This is a genomic window from Sphingomonas radicis (assembly GCF_051400635.1).
Lineage (GTDB): Bacteria > Pseudomonadota > Alphaproteobacteria > Sphingomonadales > Sphingomonadaceae > Sphingomonas.
Map to the genome: position 1 here is coordinate 70,738 of NZ_JBLFFG010000006.1, position 19,328 is coordinate 90,065.

17 protein-coding genes are annotated in these 19,328 nt (G+C 65.7%); 8 read left to right on the plus strand and 9 right to left on the minus strand.

Annotated features, from left to right (window positions below):
* Nucleotides 1-249: 249 nt before the first annotated feature.
* Complete coding sequence (locus ACMGDH_RS17260) at nt 250-1,176, plus strand: HAD family hydrolase (RefSeq protein WP_436829220.1); 927 nt, start codon at nt 250-252, stop codon at nt 1,174-1,176.
* A gap of 201 nt (nt 1,177-1,377) precedes the next feature.
* Here the strand turns inward: ACMGDH_RS17260 and ACMGDH_RS17265 are convergent, their stop codons facing one another.
* The 4 genes from ACMGDH_RS17265 to ACMGDH_RS17280 all read right to left on the minus strand — a co-directional run bounded on the left by ACMGDH_RS17265 (nt 1,378) and on the right by ACMGDH_RS17280 (nt 4,314).
* Complete coding sequence (locus ACMGDH_RS17265; RefSeq protein ID WP_436829221.1) at nt 1,378-1,830, minus strand: MaoC family dehydratase; 453 nt, start codon at nt 1,828-1,830, stop codon at nt 1,378-1,380.
* A 2-nt stretch (nt 1,831-1,832) separates the two neighbouring features.
* On the minus strand, nt 1,833-2,684 hold the full coding sequence (locus tag ACMGDH_RS17270; RefSeq protein ID WP_436829222.1) for an AAA family ATPase: 852 nt from the start codon (nt 2,682-2,684) through the stop codon (nt 1,833-1,835).
* 47 nt (nt 2,685-2,731) lie between these two features.
* Nucleotides 2,732-3,352 carry a DUF6975 family protein gene (locus ACMGDH_RS17275; RefSeq protein ID WP_436829223.1) on the minus strand — a complete coding sequence of 207 codons (621 nt, stop codon included), beginning with the start codon at nt 3,350-3,352 and terminating at the stop codon, nt 2,732-2,734.
* A gap of 179 nt (nt 3,353-3,531) precedes the next feature.
* Complete coding sequence (locus ACMGDH_RS17280; RefSeq protein WP_436829224.1) at nt 3,532-4,314, minus strand: 3-keto-disaccharide hydrolase; 783 nt, start codon at nt 4,312-4,314, stop codon at nt 3,532-3,534.
* A 398-nt stretch (nt 4,315-4,712) separates the two neighbouring features.
* Between ACMGDH_RS17280 and ACMGDH_RS17285 the strand changes: the two genes are divergently transcribed.
* Nucleotides 4,713-5,468 (plus strand): Crp/Fnr family transcriptional regulator, encoded by a 756-nt coding sequence (locus ACMGDH_RS17285; RefSeq protein WP_436829225.1) that lies wholly within the window; start codon nt 4,713-4,715, stop codon nt 5,466-5,468.
* 92 nt (nt 5,469-5,560) lie between these two features.
* A complete protein-coding gene (locus tag ACMGDH_RS17290; RefSeq protein WP_436829226.1) occupies nt 5,561-6,286 on the plus strand; it encodes a Crp/Fnr family transcriptional regulator in 726 nt (241 codons plus the stop codon).
* Between the two features lie 54 nt (nt 6,287-6,340).
* Here ACMGDH_RS17290 and ACMGDH_RS17295 read toward each other — a convergent pair whose 3' ends face one another.
* Complete coding sequence (locus ACMGDH_RS17295) at nt 6,341-7,087, minus strand: sensor histidine kinase (RefSeq protein WP_436829227.1); 747 nt, start codon at nt 7,085-7,087, stop codon at nt 6,341-6,343.
* 408 nt (nt 7,088-7,495) lie between these two features.
* Between ACMGDH_RS17295 and ACMGDH_RS17300 the strand changes: the two genes are divergently transcribed.
* Nucleotides 7,496-8,509 carry a helix-turn-helix domain-containing protein gene (locus ACMGDH_RS17300; RefSeq protein WP_436829228.1) on the plus strand — a complete coding sequence of 338 codons (1,014 nt, stop codon included), beginning with the start codon at nt 7,496-7,498 and terminating at the stop codon, nt 8,507-8,509.
* Between the two features lie 90 nt (nt 8,510-8,599).
* Complete coding sequence (locus tag ACMGDH_RS17305) at nt 8,600-8,998, plus strand: hypothetical protein (RefSeq protein WP_436829229.1); 399 nt, start codon at nt 8,600-8,602, stop codon at nt 8,996-8,998.
* 149 nt (nt 8,999-9,147) lie between these two features.
* Here ACMGDH_RS17305 and rpoD read toward each other — a convergent pair whose 3' ends face one another.
* From rpoD to ACMGDH_RS17325, 4 genes are read right to left on the minus strand one after another with little or no spacing between them, the layout of a single operon-like run.
* Entirely contained in the window at nt 9,148-11,178 is a 2,031-nt protein-coding gene (gene rpoD, locus ACMGDH_RS17310) for an RNA polymerase sigma factor RpoD (RefSeq protein ID WP_436829230.1), read from the minus strand.
* 41 nt (nt 11,179-11,219) lie between these two features.
* Nucleotides 11,220-13,091 (minus strand): DNA primase, encoded by a 1,872-nt coding sequence (gene dnaG, locus ACMGDH_RS17315; protein ID WP_436829231.1) that lies wholly within the window; start codon nt 13,089-13,091, stop codon nt 11,220-11,222.
* Entirely contained in the window at nt 13,088-13,678 is a 591-nt protein-coding gene (locus ACMGDH_RS17320) for an endonuclease domain-containing protein (RefSeq protein ID WP_436829232.1), read from the minus strand. The genes dnaG and ACMGDH_RS17320 overlap by 4 nt, the downstream gene beginning before the upstream one ends.
* A 47-nt stretch (nt 13,679-13,725) precedes the next feature.
* Complete coding sequence (locus tag ACMGDH_RS17325) at nt 13,726-14,178, minus strand: GatB/YqeY domain-containing protein (RefSeq protein WP_436829233.1); 453 nt, start codon at nt 14,176-14,178, stop codon at nt 13,726-13,728.
* Nucleotides 14,179-14,318: 140 nt separating this feature from the next.
* Here ACMGDH_RS17325 and carA point away from each other — a divergent pair, with 140 nt between their 5' ends.
* The 3 genes from carA to carB are packed head-to-tail and all read left to right on the plus strand — an operon-like array spanning nt 14,319 to nt 19,209.
* Nucleotides 14,319-15,611: a glutamine-hydrolyzing carbamoyl-phosphate synthase small subunit gene (gene carA / locus ACMGDH_RS17330; RefSeq protein ID WP_436829234.1), complete on the plus strand. Its 1,293-nt coding sequence runs from the start codon at nt 14,319-14,321 to the stop codon at nt 15,609-15,611.
* Nucleotides 15,608-15,880 (plus strand): hypothetical protein, encoded by a 273-nt coding sequence (locus ACMGDH_RS17335; RefSeq protein WP_436829235.1) that lies wholly within the window; start codon nt 15,608-15,610, stop codon nt 15,878-15,880. Before carA ends, ACMGDH_RS17335 begins: the two co-directional genes overlap by 4 nt.
* A complete protein-coding gene (gene carB / locus ACMGDH_RS17340; RefSeq protein WP_436829236.1) occupies nt 15,880-19,209 on the plus strand; it encodes a carbamoyl-phosphate synthase large subunit in 3,330 nt (1,109 codons plus the stop codon). Before ACMGDH_RS17335 ends, carB begins: the two co-directional genes overlap by 1 nt.
* Nucleotides 19,210-19,328: the final 119 nt, after the last annotated feature.

Genomic DNA, 19,328 nt, shown 5'->3' on the forward strand with positions numbered 1-19,328 from the left:
TCCCCCGCCAGGGGGAGGGGGACCGCGAAGCGGTGGAGGGGGAGGCAGCACACCGGCCCGTCATGGCGTCCTCCCCCTCCGTCGCGCTTCGCGCGCCACCTCCCCCTGGCGGGGGAGGATTGCCGTCCCACCCATTCCGACGTTCCAAGCGCTACCTCGGGGACGCAACCCGCGCGCAACAGGGTTCCTCCCGATCAACAACGGCCTCTCGCATGTCTAAATTCGCTCGATCTCCCCGGAGGACGACCGATGAACGATCCGCTCCCCTCGTGGCGCGAAGGCGAAAGCAAGGCTGCGATCCTCGAGTTCGTGGGCAAGGTCTGCGACCCCGATGGCGCCGATTTCGTCCGCCCTGAGGATCGGGTCGCGACTTTCGACAACGATGGGACCTTGTGGTGCGAACGGCCGCTGCAGACGCAGTTCTATTTCGCGCGCGAGCGGCTGGAGGCGCTCGTCGCGCGGCAGCCGGACCTCAAGAAGCGCCAGCCGTTCAAGGCCTATTACGAGCATGACCTCGACACGATAAAGGACCTGGGCAAGCGCGGGCTGTTCGAAGTCGCCGCCGCGGTTCATGCGGGGATGACCGAGGATGCGTTTGACGCCTACGCGCGCGATTGGCTGGCGCATTCGAAGAACCCCAAGCTGGGACGGCGCTTCACCGATCTGATCTATCAGCCGCAGGTGGAGCTGCTCGCCTTTCTGCGCGCGAACGGCTTCAAGACGTTCATCGTCTCGGGTGGCGGGATCGATCTGATCCGTGCCTTTTCCGAAGAGCGCTACGGCGTGCCGCGCGATCAGGTGGTGGGATCGAGCGTCCGCACGCGCGTGGCGGAGAAGGGCGGGCGGATCGAGCTGGTCAAGCTGGCCGAGCTCGACACGTTCGACGATCGCGAAGTGAAGGTGGAGAATATTGCGCTCCACATCGGCCGGCGCCCGATCCTGGCATTCGGCAATTCGGACGGCGATCTGGCGATGATGCGCTACGCCAATACCGGCCCGGGCCCGCGGCTGGCGCTGCTGCTCCGCCACGACGATGCCGACCGCGAGTTCGCCTATGACCGGGAATTCCGGCTGAGTCCGCTCGCCGAAGCGCTCGACCGGGCGGAGGAGCTCGGCTTCGTCGTCGTCAGCATGGCGCGCGACTGGGGGGCGGTGTTCCCCGAGCCGGAGGCCTGAGGCGGGTCGGCATCTGGATTTTTGGCCTCATTTCCCAAAATACACCGTCACCCCGGACTTGTTCCGGGGCCCACTTCGCCGCACCGGCTGCCATGTAGCCTCTTGTCCGGCCCCTTGTCTCCCGGTGGGCCCCGGAACAGGTCCGGGGTGACGGTGGTATGGGCTGATCCGACGCGCTTAGACCTGAATGTCGATACGCCCCTAGGCTGGCCGGCGCTTCAGCAGTGCTGAGCGGAGGCATTCGCATACCAGTTCGTCGCGCTGGTTGTGCATGCTGTGCCGCCAGGTGACGATTCCCTGGCCGGGGCGCGACTTGGACGGGCGGACCTCCACGACTTCGCTCTCGGCGCGCAGTGTGTCGCCGATGAACACCGGCTTGGGCATCACCAGCTTGTCGTAGCCGAGATTGGCGACCAGCGTGCCCGCGGTGGTGTCTCCCACGGTGATCCCTACCATCAGGCTGAAGGTGAAGGTGCCGTTGACCAGGATCTGGCCGAATTCGCTCGCGCGTGCCGCCTCGGCATCGATGTGGAGCGGCTGGGTGTTGTGGGTGAGGGTGGAGAAGATGAGGTTATCGGTCTCGGTGACCGTGCGGCGCAGCGCGTGCGCGATTTCGTCGCCCACCTGCCATTCGTCGAAATAGCGCCCGGCCATATCTAGGTCCCCTTGTTCTGGCGCCGCGCCATGAAGGCCAGCCGCTCGAACAGCATCACGTCCGCCTCGTTCTTGAGCAGGGCGCCATGGAGCGGGGGGATCGCCTTAGCCGGGTCGCGCGACTGGAGCACGTCGAGCGGCATGTCTTCGTGGAGCAGGAGCTTGAGCCAGTCGAGCAGCTCGCTCGTGCTCGGTTTCTTCTTGAGCCCCGGGACTTCGCGGATGTCGTAGAAGATATCCATCGCCTTGGTGACCAGCAGCTTCTGGATTCCGGGGAAGTGGACGTCGACGATCGCCTGCATCGTCTCGCGGTCCGGAAAGGCGATCCAGTGGAAGAAGCAGCGGCGCAGGAAGGCGTCGGGAAGCTCCTTCTCGTTGTTCGACGTGATGACGACAATCGGGCGCTCGGCCGCGCGAACCGTTTCGCCGGTCTCGTAGACGTGGAACTCCATCCGATCGAGCTCCTGGAGGAGGTCGTTGGGGAATTCGATGTCCGCCTTGTCGATCTCGTCGATCAGCAAGACGGGGAGCTGGGGCGAAGTGAACGCCTCCCACAGCTTGCCGCGGCGGATGTAGTTGGAGATTTCGTGCACGCGCGGATCGCCGAGCTGGCCGTCGCGCAGCCGCGCCACTGCGTCATATTCGTAGAGCCCCTGGTGCGCCTTGGTGGTCGACTTGACGTTCCATTCGATCAGCGGCGCGCCCAGCGCATGCGCGATCTCATAGGCGAGGACGGTCTTGCCCGTCCCCGGCTCGCCCTTGACGAGCAGCGGCCGCCGGAGCGTGACCGCGGCATTGACGGCGACCTTCAGGTCCTCCGTCGCGACATAGCTTTGCGTGCCTTCGAAGCGCATGCGCGCCGGGATAGGGGAGAAGGGTTGCCCGGTGCAACCCGATTGGCTCAGGCCAGCAGGAGCACGCGGGCGCTCGCGCGGGCTTCGAGCAGGTCCCACAGCCCGCGGTGCTGTGCGAACACCTGTTGCGCGCCGAACAGCATCGCCCGCTCCATCGCGCCTTCGCGTGCGAGCGTGTCGACCACGGTCACCGTCTCTTCGGCGAGCGGCAGGGTGCAGGCCGGGGCCTCCACTCCCAGCCGGTCCGCGGCGCTGTCGAGCATCGCCCGAACCGCGATCCAGTCGAGCGCCACCGCCACCGCCGCCCCCGTCGCGCAGCCCGCGCGATCGGACTGGGCGAGCATGTCGAGCGCGTGCCGCTGCGCCGCGGCGACTGCCTCGCACTCGGCCTGGCCGGGGGTGCTCGGCATCGGCCCCACCGCGGCGGCGAGCCGGACGAGGAACGCGCGCTCGGCGACGAACGCCTCCGCCGCAGCCTCGATCCAGTCACGCTCGAGCGGCGTGCGCGCCTGCCCCAATGCATGATCGACCGCGCCCGGGTGCCGCCCGTGGAGCATGCAGATGTAATGGATCGCGTCGGCCAGGTCGCGCATCGGCACGAGCGCGCTGCTCAGGCTTGCGAGCCAGGCGTGGTTGCCGCTGCCGTCCGAATCGGCCAGCGCACCCATCGCCCCCCAGCTACCCCCAAGTCGGGCGATTTGTGCGGAATCAAACGGCATAAGTCCCCAAAGCGCTGCGACGGCCTAGCGGTCGATGCGCATTCTTGCCGCACCGGGGTATACCGAACCAAGTAAAGACATGGTTGACGCGGAATTTACTGTGGATGATCCGCACGCTTCCCGATGCGTCAATCGAGCCGCTGCAGCTCGATCTTGCGAAATTCGATCTGATGGCCCTCGCTCTGCAGCGCGATATAGCCCCGGCGCAGCTCCAGCTTGCCCCCCGCCGCGGCGATCAGCGGCTGCGCGTCCTTGTCCTCGGGATCGAGCTCGGCCGCGGAATAGCGGAGCACCGGCTTCCCATCGATGAAGTGGGTGATTTCGCCGCTCGGCAGCACCTCCACTTCGGCCCGCATCCAGCGGCCGACCGGGAACAAGGGCGAGGAGGAAAGGATGCAGTGGCGCGGATCGCGCTTGCCTTCGAACACCACGGTGGTGCCGGGGGTGCAGAGATTGCCGCTCGGCTCCTGCGTCGGGCGCGGCGTGCCCAGCAGCTGCATCTCCAGGCTCACCGGAAACGCCTGGTCGCGCTGCATCGTCTCCGGCGCCTGCGCATGGAGCATCAGCCCGGAATTGCTGGCCTGCCACGGCTTGATGCCGGGGAGCGACTCGCCGAACAGCCGATATTCGAAGCGGAGGCGATAGGCCCCGAGCGGCGCCTTCCAGAAGAGGTGGCCGAACTCGCCTTCGAACTTCGGATAATTGGCGTGCGAGACGCGGATCGCGCCGTTCTGCACGGTGAACATCTTCAGCGGATCCTCACCCACGGCGCGGCCGGTGATCTTGGGCGTCCAGCCGGCGAGCGTCCGGCCATCGAAGATGCGCTCCCATTTAGCCTCCGGGGCTGCAGTGGGGGCGGGGGCAGGAGCGGCGGCGAGCAGCGCCAGCATCGGGAGAAGGAAGAATCTCATGCGTCGAACAGCTCCAGTTGCTGGCGTTTCGGCCGTTACCAATCGGTTCGGGGCGACGCGTGGGCGAGCGTCATCGGCACCTTCTCCCGGTGGTGGGGAAGGATTGCATCTGCGCGCCCGGCTGGTGCCGTCCCGAATCCGCAGCCTGCGCCAAAGCTCGTTTCCGCGCAACGTGCGCGATCCCGGCCGCCGCGATCTACGGTTCGCTTGCCTCCGGCTTGGCCGCTGGAAGGGTTTCTCGGCTATTCAAATCCATGTTTATGCTCATGAACTTGATTCAAATTTAGTATTCCCAGCCACCAAATGTTAAGGTGACATATCGCCAGCCGACTAACCGTTCGGGCGTTGGCGACTGAGAGAGGTTTCGTGCTCCCGCCCCCAATCTGCGGGAGATCGAAATGACCGGGATCGACGGACATCCGCTCCGGCTTCTCGTCCGGAAGCTGGAAACCCATCATGCCTTGTCGGATGCTGATCGGCAGGGTGTGCTCGATCTTCCCCACCGGCTGCGGACCGTGGATGCGCAATCCTATCTTCTCCGCGAAGGCGATCTGCCCGAGCGGTGCGCGGTGCTGCTTTCGGGCTATGCGTTCCGGCACAAGCTGACCGGCGACGGCGCGCGCCAGATCCTGGCGCTCCACATTCCCGGCGAAGCGGTCGATTTCCAGAATATGTTCCTGAACGAGGCCGATCACAACGTGCAGATGCTCACGCAGGGGCAGGTCGCCGAGGTGCCACGGCAGGCGTTCGAGGAGCTGGCCCTCGCCCGCCCGGGAGTCGGCCGCGCGATCCTGATCACCACGCTGGTGGAAGCATCGATATTCCGCGAATGGACGCTCAACATCGGGCGCCGGGATTCGCGCAGCCGGATCGCGCACATGCTCTGCGAATTCGCCATCCGGCTCAGCGCGCAGGGCTTCGAGCCCGAGGACGCGTATGAGCTGCCGATGACGCAGGAGCAGCTCGCCGATGCCACCGGCCTGACCCCGGTGCACGTCAACCGCGTGCTCAAGGCGCTGGAGGCCGAAGGACTGATCGAGCGCAACCGCCGGGCGATCCGCTTTCCGCACTGGCAGCGGATGCGCGACGTGGCGGATTTCAACCCGCGCTACCTCCATATCCGCGAGGAGCGGCTGGACGGGATGCGCGAGTAAACCAGGTTAAGCATATCGTGCCTAGCATTGGTGAAGGAACAAGTGCGGCGCTGGGGCTAGGTCAAACGGTTCATTCCTGACGAGGCGCTTCGTTGAATCCTTCGCTCCTTCTCGCCCCGCTTGTGCAGAGGTGGGAGCGGCGCGCTGCGCTGACGGACGAGGATCGCAGGGCGATACTGGCGCTGCCGCACACGCGCAGGACGTTCAATCGGGACGCCTATCTGGTTCGCGAAGGCGAGCCGACCGCAAATTGCCATTTGCTCCTCAGCGGCTTCGCCTATCGCCAGAAGCTGGTGAGCAACGGCGCGCGCCAGATCATCTCGATCCACATACCCGGCGAGTTCGTGGACCTCCAGAACGCGCTTCTGCCGATCGCCGACCATAATGTGCAGAGCCTGGGACGGACCGAAGTCGTGATGGTACCCAAGACCGCGCTGGTGCAGCTGATCGCCGCGCGCCCACAGGTTGCCGAGGCGGTGTGGCTGGACACGCTGATCGACGCGTCGATCTTCCGCGAATGGGTCGTCAACGTCGGGCGTCGGGACGCCAGGGCGCGCATCGCCCACCTGCTGTGCGAACTGATCGTCCGCCTGCGAGCCTCAGGCGTGTGCACCGAGCCGGCGTGCGATTTCCCCTTCACGCAGGAGCAGCTCGCCGACGCTACCGGGCTCACCTCGGTGCACACCAACCGCACGCTCCAGGCACTGCGCAGGGAAGGGCTGGTGAACCTCTCGGCGGCCAAGCTGACGGTGCTCGATTGGGGGCGACTGGCCGAAGTGGGCGACTTCAGCGAGCGTTATCTGCACCACGAAGCGTGAGGCGTGGGTGCGAGGGGCGTAAATCGATTTGCAGCCGCCGCCGGGCGCGCCGGGTCAATCCCACCGTATCGGCTGGAGCGGCACCTGTGCCCGCACGAGCGTTCCCTGTGCGAGCCGGCGTATCGCCAGCGTTCCATCCAGCGCGGCCATGCGCTCGCGCATGCTAGCGAGGCCGACGCCGGCGGACCCGGCCTTTGCGGAGCTGGTCAGGGGCTCGCGAATGCCGATCCCGTTGTCGCGCACGGTCAGGGTGAGCCTGTGCACGGTGCGGACCAGGCTCACCTCGGCCTCGCTTGCGCGTGCGTGGCGGGCGATGTTGAACAGCGCCTCGCGCGCCACCCGATAGAGCGCGATCTCGACTTCCGGATCGAGACGGTCGTCCCCCAGCGCGTCGGCGTAGCGGATGGTAAGACCGGTTCTGCGGCTGAACCCCTCAACGAAGGTGCGGAGCGCGAACGACAGGCCTTCTCTGCTCAGTTCGGGCGGATGGAGCACATAGCTGAGCGTGCGGAGATCGTGCTGAATGGTGGAGACCGAAACCTGCAGGTTTCGGCAAATCGCCTCGATGTCGCTCCTGTCGGCAAGGTCCTCCCTTATCGACGCGATGCCGAACTGGATCACGACCAGTTCCTGAAGCGCCACGTCGTGGATCTCGCGGGCGATGCGCCGGCGCTCCTCCTCTTCGGCGCGAAGGACGGCAGATTCGAGATTTTCCTTGCCCGGGCAGAATGGCGACAGTCTTTCACCGTCGCAGCTGCCTGCGTGGAAGTGATGGCTATGTCGTCCGATTGCTGATGCCATGACACGCTGTCCCCACACACAAAAGAATTGGACTTCGGGCACTGGAACTCGTGCGCGCCCGGACGGGCTGCAAGCAGCCGACCGGCTCGCGAAAAGTACAGCATAGGCATCGCCACCCCGCAGGCTATGCAGATATTCTCAAACGCATGGCATAAGTGCTTCACGCGCATGAAAAGCTGGAAAAAGCGAGCCACGCGCGTGCAGGGGCACCCCTGCTCCGGGCGAGTAGGGCGTCTCAGGGTATACCCCGATAGTTAGCCTAAGAATTGTTCCCTAGTAACTTCTACGTTCAAAGGGGAAATCAAACACATCCATTGAAATCGGCATCGCCAAACAATGCCGCGCGTCTGAGCAAACCGCATCGGTGCGCTCTGATCGGTTGAAACCCCGGGGGGGCCGGAGTTTCGCATGGTAATCACGCCGTCGGGTGATCGCTGGGACCGTGTTCCGGTAACCTGCATCGAGGATCTGAAGGACGCAGTGCTCGGCGCGGGGCTGGAGGCGACGCAACTCTCGGCAGGGGGCATGAATGGTAGCCTGCTTTTCGCGGCCAGCGACGACATCACCTACAGCAGCGGCCATATCGGGGGGCAGGTTACGCTTTCCGGTCCTCTGTCCGAAGAGAGGGTCACGCTGGGGCTCGGAATCTATCTTGGCCCCGGATCGCGCCAATGGCTCGGCGAAGTGAGCACCGGGGCTATAGGCGTGTTCCGGCCAGGGGATCCGCATAACGGATTCTACACGCCCGGCTCGATCTATCTATGCGCTACGCTGAGCTTCGATCGGCTCGAGGAAATCGCCGCGGAGATGGATCTGGTGCTCGATCCCCGGCAACTCGGCGGATCGGGCGTCGCGGTCAATAAGGTGCACGGGAACTCGCTTGCCGCCGCGGGGCGCGAATTCCGCAGGCTGCACCGCGCCGGCAGATCGCCCGGCCTGTCATCAGTGGCCGGCCGGGATGCCCTGGAGAGCATGATCGCAGCGCTTGCCCGCGCGCCGCGCGCACCCGGCGGGCGCGAGCTGCGGGGCTACGGCCGGATCGTGGCGCGGGCGCAGGAATATATTCTCGCGCATCTGGAAGGGCCGTTGACGATCCGCGCCATCGCCCGTGCCGCCTTTGCCTCGCAGAGCACGCTCTATCGTGCCTTTGGCGAAGTGCTCTCTGAGACGCCCCAGTCCTTCGTCCGCAAGCTCCGCCTGAACCGCATCCGGCGCGATCTGGCGACGGAGAAGGAAGTGCTGTGCACGGTCACCGTCATTGCGAACCGCTGGGGCATCGCCGAGCTCGGGCGCTTCGCCGGCTGGTATCGCGAACTGTTCGACGAGCTTCCCTCGCAGACTCGCGCGCGCTGCATCGCGGCGCTTCGCGATGTCGCTGCGGCTGGTGCCCCGAGGCACGCGCTGGTTCCGCAGGCGGCCTGAGGGGCATTCCTCACCAAAAGCTCACCGCTTGCTCATGCCGTCCAGCGCCGGATCGGGCAGGGCGGCGTTGATTGCGACGGAGGTTCGAAGATGGTGAGCAACAGGGGAACCGGCGCCTGGCGTGCCGGCACCGCCGTGGCGGTGGGCACGGCGCTGCTGCAGATATGGATGAACCTGGCGGTGGGGATCGTCGGCAGCGAGGACAATCCGGTCAATCTGAGCTTCTTCGGCGTGGTGGTGACCGCGGCGGCCTGTGCCTTCACCGCGCGGTTCCGCGCGGAGGGGATGGCGCGCGCGATGGTCGCAGTGGCGGGCGTGCAGGCGATGCTGGCGATGGTGATCGCCACTGCACCGTCGACCGTGCGAGACGATCCGAAGGGGCCGCTGGGCGTGCTGGTGCTGAGCGCGATGTTCATCGCGGGATGGCTCGCAGCCGCCGCGCTGTTCCGGCGCAGCGCCTCGGCCGCCGCCCAAACCGCCGCCCCATAAGCAGAAAGCCCCGGCGTCCGAAGACGTCAGGGCTCCTGAAAGTCGCTTCAATCTCTTGAAGTGCTTCATATCCAAAAGAATTTTACGTCCTTTGGAAAGACATCAACGGACCGGGCCCAAGGAGGTTCCCGGTTCCGTCAAAAAAAATGTCACTGATCGAGGAACGAGCGCATCTTGCGGCTGCGGCTCGGGTGCTTGAGCTTCCGAAGCGCCTTGGCCTCGATCTGGCGGATACGCTCGCGGGTGACCGAGAACTGCTGGCCGACTTCCTCGAGCGTGTGATCGGTGTTCATGCCGATGCCGAAGCGCATGCGCAGCACGCGCTCCTCGCGCGGGGTGAGGCTGGCCAGCACGCGGGTGACCGTCTCCTTGAGGTTCGCCTGGATCGCCGCATCGACCGGGATCACGGCGTTCTTGTCCTCGATGAAATCGCCCAGATGGCTGTCTTCCTCGTCGCCGATCGGCGTTTCGAGGCTGATCGGCTCCTTGGCGATCTTCATCACCTTGCGCACCTTCTCGAGCGGCATGCTCAGGCGCTCGGCCATTTCCTCGGGTGTGGGCTCGCGGCCCTGCTCGTGGAGGAACTGGCGGGAGGTGCGCACCAGCTTGTTGATCGTCTCGATCATGTGGACCGGGATACGGATCGTGCGCGCCTGGTCCGCGATCGAGCGGGTGATCGCCTGGCGGATCCACCACGTCGCGTAGGTGCTGAACTTGTAGCCGCGGCGGTACTCGAACTTGTCCACCGCCTTCATCAGGCCGATGTTGCCCTCCTGGATGAGATCCAGGAACTGCAGCCCGCGGTTGGTGTATTTCTTGGCGATCGAGATCACCAGGCGCAGGTTCGCCTCGACCATTTCCTTCTTGGCGATGCGCGCCTCGCGCTCGCCCTTCTGGACCATGTTGACGATGCGGCGAAACTCTCCGAGTGCCATGCCGGTCTGCTGGCTGATCTCGGCGATCTCGCTGCGGATGCGGTCGACTGCGCCTGCCTCGATCTCGGCGAAGGCCTTCCACTTCTTGTCGAGCCCCGCGACCGACTGGAGCCACTGCTCGTCGAGCTCATTGTCGACATAGCGATCGAGGAAGTCTTTCCGCGACACCTTGTGCCGCTCGGCGAGGCGCAGCATCTGGCCGCCGAGCGCAGTGAGGCGCCGGTTGAAGGCGTAGAGCTGGTCGACGAGATACTCGATCTTCGCCTGGTGGAACTGGACGCTCTCGACTTCGGCGGTGAGCTCCTCGCGCAGCTTCTGGTACTTCTTCTCCTCGGCCGCGGGCAGCTCGCCGCCCGCCGCCATCGCGTCGAGCCGCTGCTGCTGGGTCTTGGAGAATTTTTTGTAGATCGAGGTGATGTTGGCGAACTTCTCGAGCGCCTGCGGCTTGAGCGTCTCCTCCATCTGCGCGAGGCTGAGGGTGTTGTCCTCCTCCTCGTCGTCCGAGATCCGCGGGGCGCGGCGCTCGGTCATCGAATCCTCGTCCTCGTCCTCGGCGACTTCCTCGGGCTCTTCTTCTTCCTTGAAGCTGGCGCCGGCGGTCTTCTCGCTGATCTCGCCCGAATCGTCGTCCTCGGCGCCTTCGACCTGCTCGGCCGAGGGGCCCTTGGAGAGCATCGCGTCGAGATCGAGGATCTCGCGCAGCTGCATCGTGCCTTCGTTGAGCGCGTTGGACCAGCCGATGATCGCGTTGAAGGTGATCGGCGACTCGCACAGGCCCAGGATCATCGTGTCGCGGCCGGCCTCGATGCGCTTGGCGATCGCGATCTCGCCTTCGCGGCTGAGCAGCTCGACCGCGCCCATCTCGCGCAGGTACATGCGCACCGGATCATCGGTGCGGTCGACCGTTTCCTTCTTCTTGGCGGCCTCGAAGGCGGGGGCAGAATCGTCCTGGCTGTCGGACGCGTCGACTTCCTCGACCTCGTCCTCGGGCTCGGCATCCTCGCCCACATCCTCATTCTCGACGACATTGATACCCATGTCGTTGATCGCGGACATGATGTCCTCGATCTGCTCGGAGGACATCTGGTCCTGCGGGAGCATCTCGTTGAGCTGGTCGACGGTGATGTAGCCGCGCTTCTTCGCTCGCGCGATGAGCTTCTTGATCGTTCCCTCGTTGAGGTCGATCAGCGGCGCGTCACCCGCCTCATTCGTCTCGGTGACGTCCGCCATGTTCGCCTTGGCCATCAAATCCCTCGAAAATCCAATGGCGGCTATTATACGCCGCCCTATTCCTCGAAATCGTCTTCATCCGCAAGCATCAGATTCGCAAGCCGTTGATCGAGCGCGCGGCGTTGCTGCAACAACGTCTGTTGCCGAGCAAAAGCCGCATCGTCGACATCAGCCCACCGGGTGGCCTCGGCGAGCGCCGCGTCTACCGCCGGCTGCGCCACCATCACCGCTATCGCCTCGCCAAGGTCCTCGCATGCCCTCTCCGCATCGGCACGCGGCCGCGTGAAGGAGAAGGGAAGCGTATCGGCCCTGAGGAGGTCGCTTGCCACCTGATCGAATCCAGATTGCGCCAATATGGTAAGCACTTTGCCGCTATCAAGCTGCCGGTCCTCGATCGCCACCGCGATCACAGCCTCGAACAGCTTGCCGAGCGCGCCCGAGGCGCTGCGGAGCGACCCCAGAACCTCCATGTGGCGGGCGATTTCGGCCGGATGGCGGATCAGCCCGGCGAGCACTGCCTTGGCGAGGATCGGGTCGAGCCCGCCGCTGCCGAGGCTGCGCGCGGTGGCCGACGGCGGCGGCTCGGGTGGCTGCCAGATGCCGCGGCGATCGCGCTTGCCCCGCGCGGCAGGAGCGCCGCGCTGTGGTCTTCCCTCGAAGCTGCGCGGCCCGCGGCCGAAATGCGCGTCGGTGCGCGCGCGGAACTCCGCCAGATATTCGTGCTTCACATTGGCGTCGCCGATGCTGTCCGCCAGCGCCCCCAGCCGGCGCTTCAGCCCGGCGCGCTGCTCGGGGGTATCGAGCGGCTCGGCGGCGATCTCAGCCTGCCATAGCCGGTCGACCAGCGGCTGCGGCGTCTTGAGCAGCGCTTCGAATGCGGCCGCCCCCTTGGTGCGCACCAGATCGTCGGGATCCATGCCATCCGCGAGCGTCACGAACGCGAGGCTGCGGCCGGGCTGGAGCAAGGGGAGGGCGCGATGCGCGGCACGGAGCGCGGCTTTCTGCCCCGCGGCGTCGCCGTCGAAGCAGAGCAGGGGAACGTCGGCCATTCGCCACAGCCGCTCGAGCTGGGCTTCGGTGAGCGCCGTGCCCAGGGGCGCGACTGCCTCGCCGAACCCCGCCTGGGCGAGCGCGATCACGTCCATATAGCCCTCGACCGCGATGATCCGCCCAGCCTTGCGCGCGGCAGCCTGCGCCCGATCGAGATTGTAGAGCGTGCGGCCCTTGTCGAAGAGCGGAGTCTCGGGCGAGTTGAGGTATTTGGGCTCGCCGTCGCCGATGATGCGGCCCCCGAACGCGATCGTGCGGCCGCGGGCGTCGCGGATCGGGATCATCAGCCGGCCGCGGAACCGGTCGTAGGGCTCCTTGTCGTCGATGGCGATCAGCAGGCCCGCTTCGACGAGCATCGCGTCGCCATAAGCCTTGAGCGCTTCTTTGAGCTTGCCGCGCGAGTCGGGCGCGAAGCCGAGGCCGAAGGCGCGGGCGGTCTCTTCCGGGATTCCGCGCTTCTTGAGCACGGCGCGCGCCTCGGCACCCTCGATCCCGTTCAGTCGCTCGGTGAACCAGCTCGCGGCATCCGCCATCGCCTCGTGCAGCCCCTTGGCGCGCTCGGCCTTCTCGGCGGCGCGGCGGTCCTGCTCGGGCATCTCCATGCCCGCGGCCTGGGCGAGTTCCTTGACCGCATCGATGAAGGGCAGGCCCTGCTGATCGGTCAGCCAGCGGATCGCGTCCCCATGCGCGCCGCAGCCGAAGCAGTGATAGAAGCCCTTGTCGTCGTTGACGTAGAAGCTCGGGGTCTTCTCGTTATGGAACGGGCAGCAGGCGCGGAACTCGCGGCTGGCGCGCTGGAGCTTCACGGTCTTGGCGACGAGCCCTGAGAGCAGGGTGCGGGCGCGGAGCTCGTCGAGGAATTGGGGGGTGAGAGTCATGGGGCTTTGCCCGTGCCATCGTCGCCCGTGGAGACCGGGCGCCCACCCCCCAGCCCCCTCCCGCACGCGGGAGGGGAAGCGCCAGTTGTGACGTCGTCGCTCTTGCTGCGGCGTTGGCGAGGGGCGCCGCTTCTGCTCCCCCTCCCGCTTGCGGGAGGGGGCTGGGGGGTGGGCGCCCGTTCACCGCCGGGCAAAGCGGCCTCGAGGATGGCCTGGAGCACCCCCTCCATGTTCGACGTCAGATCATTGTTCCAGAAGCGGATTACGCGGTAACCTTCTGCTTCGATGTGGCGGGTTCGTTCGGTATCCGCGCGCGCATTCTCCACATGCTGGCTGCCGTCGAGCTCGACGATCAGCTTCGCGTTGCGGCAGGCCAAGTCGCCGAAATGGCCTGCGACTGGAAGCTGCCGAGTGAACTTCAGGCCGCCGAGCTGCGATCGGCGCAGCTTCGACCAGAGCAACTCTTCTGCGGCGGTAGGTTCATTGCGCAGGGCGCGTGCCCGTTCGGTCGGCCTATCCAGCCGGAAATGCGCGGGATTAGAGGGGTTTTTCCCGCCCGGATTTTCTCGTGGAGAGCGGGCGCCCACCCCTCAATCCCCTCCCGCAAGCGGGAGGGGAGGCAGGGTGCCGGAGCTCATGAAAGCGCCGCCTTCACCAGCCCGCTGGCCTTGCTCATGTCCAGCGTGGTCGCGTGGCGCGCCTTCAGCTCGGCCATCACGCGGCCCATGTCCTTCATGCCACTCGCGCCGAGCTCGGCCTTGATCGCCTCGATGGCGGCCATGGTCTCTTCCTCGCTCATCTGCTGGGGCAGGAAGCGCTCGATCACCGCGACTTCGGCTGCCTCGGCGTCGGCGAGCTCCTGGCGGCCGCCCTTCACATACATCTCGATCGATTCGCGGCGCTGCTTGACCATCTTCTGGAGCACGTCGACGACCAGCGCATCGTCCTCGGTCGGCTGCGCCTTGGTGCGCTCTTCGATGTCGCGGTTCTTGATCGCGCTCTGGATCAGGCTGATGGCTGCCCGGGTGGTCTTGTCGCCGGCCTTCATGGCTTCGATCTGCGCGGCCTTGATGTCGTCGCGAATCATGGTCTCTCTCGATAATCGGAAAGCGATCAGCCCTAGCCGATGCCGCGGCATCGGGGAACCGGTTGACGCGGGGCGGACAGGGGTCTAGCCGCCACCACTTAGCGACATCGCAGCAACCTCTATTGGAGCGCCACCCTTAAATGGCCGAAGCCAAACCCCCACGCGTGCCCACCGTGCCTGAAGGAGCCACCGGCGTATTGGTGCTCGCATCGGGAGATGTGGTGTGGGGAAGGGGATTCGGCGCCGAGGGGCAGGCGGTGGGCGAAGTGTGCTTCCACACCGCGATGACCGGCTATCAGGAAATCATGACCGACCCGAGCTTTGCCGGGCAGATCATCAACTTCACGTTTCCCCATATCGGCAACGTCGGCGCCAATCCGGACGACGTGGAGGCCGAGGACCCGCACGCGCTGGGCATGATCGTGCGCGAGGACGTGACCGAGCCGAGCAACTTCCGCGCGGTCGAGCATCTCGACACCTGGATGAAGAAGCACGAGCGCGTGGGGCTTTCGGGGATCGACACGCGTGCGCTCACGCGGCGCATCCGGCTGGGCGGTGCGCCCAACGGTGTGATCGCGCATTCGAAGGACGGCAAGTTCGACATCCCGCTGCTGCTCAAGATGGCGCAGGAATGGCCGGGGCTCGAGGGCATGGACCTGGCGATCACCGTGTCGTGCGAGACGCATTATGGGTGGAAGGACGGCGTGTGGCGGCTGGGGCTGGGGTATGAGACGCCTGAAACTCCCCTCCCGCTTGCGGGAGGGGCCGGGGGTGGGCGCCCGGCATCTTCAGACGATATCGCTGGTGGTGAGCGGGCGCCCACCCCTCATTCCCCTCCCGCAAGCGGGACGGGACGTGCCAGGCCCCACGTCGTAGCGATCGACTATGGCTCGAAGCGCAACATCTTCCGCAATCTCGTCCGTGCGGGCGCCGATGTGACGGTGCTGCCGGCGACGGCGACGTTCGAGCAGGCGATGTCGTTCAACCCCGACGGCTTCTTCCTCTCCAACGGCCCCGGCGATCCCGCCGCGACCGCCGAATATGCCGTGCCGGTGATCCGCGAGATGATCGACAGCGGCAAGCCGGTGTTCGGCATCTGCCTGGGGCACCAGCTGCTCGCGCTCGCGGTGGGCGCGCAGACGAGCAAGATGTTCCAGGGGCACCGCGGCGCCAACCATCCGGTCAAGCGGCTGGAGGATTCGCGCGTCGAGATCACCAGCATGAACCACGGCTTCGCGGTGCTGAGCGACACGCTGCCGGCGAACGCGCGCGAGACGCATGTGTCGCTGTTCGACGGGTCCAACTGCGGGTTCGAGCTGACCGACAAGCCGGTGTTCGCCGTGCAATACCACCCCGAGGCCAGCCCGGGACCGCAGGACAGCCTGTACTTGTTCGAGCGGTTCGTCGGGATGATGGCGGACCCGTCGCGGTGATCCTGTTGCTTGCATTGGCGCTGCAGGCCTCTGAGCCGGAACACAAACCCATTATTGAGGTCACCCAGGCGCAACTCGATGCGATGTCGGATACATGCCGGACGCCGCAGAAGTGGTTGAAGCATCTCGGTGGAGAGCAGGTTCAGTTCCAGCCATCGCCCAAAGCGAAATATGAGCAGGTCGACTGCGTTCTGAAACAACTACGCGAAAGCGCCGTCCCGATGAAGCTCGGCTTTGTGGGCAACGAAGAGGCTCCGAGAGAAAAATAATGCCCAAACGCACCGACATCTCCTCCATCCTCGTCATCGGCGCGGGGCCGATCGTCATCGGTCAGGCGTGCGAGTTCGATTATTCGGGCACGCAGGCAATCAAGGCGCTGAAGGAAGAGGGCTATCGCATCGTCCTGGTCAATTCGAACCCGGCGACGATCATGACCGATCCCGAGCTGGCCGACGCGACCTATGTCGAGCCGATCACCCCCGCGATCGTCGCCAAGATCATCGAGAAGGAGCGCCCCGACGCGGTGCTCCCGACGATGGGCGGTCAGACCGCGCTCAACACCGCGCTCGCATTGGCGCAGGACGGCACGCTGGAGAAGTTCGGCGTGACGATGATCGGCGCCAATGCCGAGGCGATCGACAAGGCCGAGGACCGCCAGAAGTTCAAGGCGGCGATGGACAAAATCGGGCTCGAGAGCGCGCGCTCGGCGATCGCGCACAGCGAGGCCGATGCGCTCGCGGCGCTCGACAAGGTGGGGCTGCCCGCGATCATCCGCCCCAGCTTCACGCTGGGCGGCACCGGCGGCGGCATCGCCTATAACCGCGAGGAATTCCTGAGCATCGTCCGCAACGGGCTCGACCTGTCGCCGACCAAGGAAGTGCTGATCGAGGAATCGCTGCTCGGCTGGAAGGAATATGAGATGGAAGTCGTCCGCGACCGCGCGGACAATTGCATCATCATCTGCTCGATCGAGAATGTCGACGCGATGGGCACGCACACCGGCGACTCGATCACCGTCGCGCCGGCGCTGACGCTGACCGACAAGGAATATCAGATCATGCGCAATGCATCGATCGCGGTCCTTAGGGAAATCGGCGTAGAAACAGGTGGTTCGAACGTGCAGTTCGCAGTCAATCCGAAGGATGGCCGGCTGATCGTGATCGAGATGAACCCGCGCGTGAGCCGTTCGTCGGCGCTCGCGTCAAAGGCGACCGGCTTCCCGATCGCCAAGGTCGCGGCCAAGCTGGCGGTGGGCTACACGCTCGACGAGATCACCAACGACATCACCGGCGCCACGCCCGCGAGCTTCGAGCCGACGATCGATTACGTCGTCACCAAGATACCCCGGTTTGCCTTCGAGAAGTTCAAGGGCGCCGAGGCGGTGCTGGGCACCGCGATGAAGTCGGTGGGCGAAGTGATGGCGATCGGCCGCTCGATCCACGAATCGATGCAGAAGGCGCTGCGCGGGCTCGAGACGGGGCTTTCGGGCTTCAACCAGGTCGACAAGCTGGTCGGCGCGCCGCGTGCCGAGATCGAGGCCGCGCTGGCGATCCGCTCGCCCGATCGGCTGCTGATCGCCGCCCAGGCGCTGCGCGAAGGCTTCACGGTCGCAGAGGTGTGCGCGATCGCCCAGTATGACCCCTGGTTCATCGAGCGGATCGCCGAGATCATCGACGCCGAGGAGCAGGTGTGCAGCCACGGTCTGCCGCAGGATGCCGCGGGGATGCGCCGGCTGAAGGCGATGGGCTTCTCCGACAAGCGGCTCGCCTACCTCGCGCTCAAATCGGCCAACCTCCACAAGGATATGGAGCGGCCGATCGCGCGCGGATCGGGGCTGATCCACGATGTAGCCAAGGCGATGACCGGCGGCATTACCGAGGCCGAGGTGCGCAGGCACCGTCACCGGTTGGGCGTGCGGCCGGTGTTCAAGCGGATCGACACCTGCGCGGCCGAGTTCGAAGCCAAGACGCCGTACATGTACTCGACCTATGAGGCGCCGAGCTTCGGCGAGCCCGAGGACGAGAGCCAGCCGAGCGGGCGCCGCAAGATCGTGATCCTGGGCGGCGGGCCCAACCGGATCGGGCAGGGGATCGAGTTCGACTATTGCTGCTGCCACGCCTGTTTCGCGCTGGCCGACGCGGGCTATGAGACGATCATGGTCAACTGCAACCCGGAGACGGTGAGCACCGACTATGACACCAGCGACCGGCTCTATTTCGAGCCGCTGACTGCCGAGGACGTGCTGGAGATCCTGCATGTCGAGCAGCAGAAGGGCGAGCTGGTGGGCGTGATCGTCCAGTTCGGCGGGCAGACGCCGCTCAACCTGGCGAAGGCGCTGGAGGATGCGGGGATCCCGATCCTGGGCACTTCGCCCGACGCGATCGACCTGGCCGAGGACCGCGAGCGCTTCGCAGCGCTGGTGGCGAAGCTCGACCTAAAGCAGCCTGCCAATGGCCTCGCGCGCAGCCGCGACGAGGCAGTGGCGGCGGCCGAGCGGATCGGTTTCCCGGTGCTGATGCGCCCGAGCTATGTGCTCGGCGGGCGGGCGATGGAGATCGTCGATACCGTCCAGCAGCTGGACGACTATATCCAGACCGCGGTGCAGGTTTCGGGCGATTCGCCGGTGCTGATCGACCAGTATCTGCGCGACGCGATCGAAGTGGACGTCGATGCGATCGCGGACGGCGATGATGTGGTCGTGGCCGGCGTGCTCCAGCACATCGAGGAGGCGGGGGTTCATTCGGGCGACAGCGCCTGCTCGATCCCGCCCTACAGCCTGCCGGCGGAGATCATCGCCGAGATCGAGCGCCAGACGCACGCGCTGGCGCGCGCGCTCAAGGTGAAGGGGCTGATGAACATCCAGTTCGCGGTCCAGGACGGCATTGTCTATCTGATCGAGGTCAATCCCCGCGCGAGCCGCACCGTGCCCTTCGTCGCCAAGGCGATCGGCGCGCCCATCGCCAAGATCGCGAGCCGGGTGATGGCGGGCGAGAAGCTGAAGGACCTGCCCAAGATCGACCGCGACATCGACTATATCGCGGTCAAGGAAGCGGTGTTCCCGTTTAATCGCTTCCCCGGAGTCGACCCGGTGCTCTCACCTGAAATGAAAAGCACGGGTGAAGTAATGGGAATCGATAGCGATTTTGCCACATCTTTCGCCAAGGCGCAGATGGGAGCTGGGGTGACGCTGCCGAGCTCGGGCACGCTGTTCGTGAGCGTCAAGGACACCGACAAGCCGATCATCCTGCCGGGTGTGAAGCTGATGGCGGAGATGGGCTTCTCGATCGTCGCGACCGGCGGCACCGCTGACTATCTGGTGGAGCAGGGGCTCACCGTCGAGCGCGTCAACAAGGTGGCGCAGGGGCGGCCGCACATCGTCGACAAGATCGTCGACGGCGAGGTGGCGATCATCTTCAACACCACCGAGGGCTGGCAGTCGCTGAAGGACTCGTCGGATATCCGCCGCTCGGCGCTGGGGCTCAAGATCCCTTATTTCACCACCGCCCAGGCGAGCATCGCCGCGGCGCAGGCCATCGAGGCGTTGGGTTCGCGCGCGCTCGACGTGAAGCCGCTCCAGGCCTTCTACGCCGAACGTTGAGCACGGTGGGCTTTGGGGGAGGGCGGTCGAACGCCCTCCCGAGCCGCTTGAAACTTGTCCGGTGCGACCTTACAATTCGCATTCGCACAATTGATCTCCCCAATCGGTGTTAATGTGCG